Source organism: Anaerosacchariphilus hominis, assembly GCF_014290175.1.
In the GTDB taxonomy this organism is placed as follows: domain Bacteria; phylum Bacillota; class Clostridia; order Lachnospirales; family Lachnospiraceae; genus Laedolimicola; species Laedolimicola hominis.
The window spans coordinates 1-629 of the sequence record NZ_JACOOR010000030.1 but is presented as its reverse complement, the minus strand read 5'-3'; the positions used below and the strand labels follow the sequence as shown (position 1 = coordinate 629).

The 629-nt window shown below is 50.2% G+C and carries 2 protein-coding genes; one reads left to right on the top strand and one right to left on the bottom strand.

What is annotated here, in order from left to right; translation table 11 throughout:
- The first annotated feature begins 2 nt into the window (after window positions 1-2).
- Complete coding sequence (locus tag H8S44_RS16185; protein WP_330601895.1) at window positions 3-275, top strand: hypothetical protein; 273 nt, start codon at window positions 3-5, stop codon at window positions 273-275.
- Between the two features lie 27 nt (window positions 276-302).
- Here the strand turns inward: H8S44_RS16185 and H8S44_RS16180 are convergent.
- A partial coding sequence (locus tag H8S44_RS16180) for a helix-turn-helix transcriptional regulator (RefSeq protein ID WP_186997573.1) occupies window positions 303-629 on the bottom strand: 327 nt, incomplete at its 5' end.

Genomic DNA, 629 nt, shown 5'->3' with positions numbered 1-629 from the left:
AAGTGTTTCAGGCATATCTGGATGATGACCCTCTGTATGAGGTGGTTCAGACCAGCCACGGTTATACATTGATGGCATGGGAACCCCACCGGAATGACTGGTATAGCGCCGAGATACAGAAAACCCCAGAGGATTTGCGGAACGCTTTGCTGGGTACATACGCCAACTTTCTGGAAGATAAAATTACCGGAAACGAGCGTGAACTGACTGTGACAGAAACCAGAGAAATCCAGCAGAGGTGTCAGGAACTTTTGGAAAAGTGCCGGGAACCTTGATATAGAAATGCCAGAAGGAGGCCGCGATTATGCGTCCTCCTTCTGCTTCGCAGTCTGTTCCATTTTGAGCGCCCCGTCTATGGCACCTTCGATAATCGGCAGGTATTCTTCAGGGCAGAGTTTCAGCTTGTGGCTGACCCGTTGCCGCTGTTCGCTTTCTTCCCGCATGATCTCCGGGTTAAAATACCGTTCCACGGGAAGTCCGCAGATCTTAATCAATTGGATCATCACAGGCAGGCTCGGAATTGCACCTTGATTCTCAATGTTGGCAAGATACCGCCATTCAATCCCAACCATTTCCGCCAATGTTTTTCGTGCCAGACGCTTTGCCTCTCGTGCGGCTTTGACATCTGC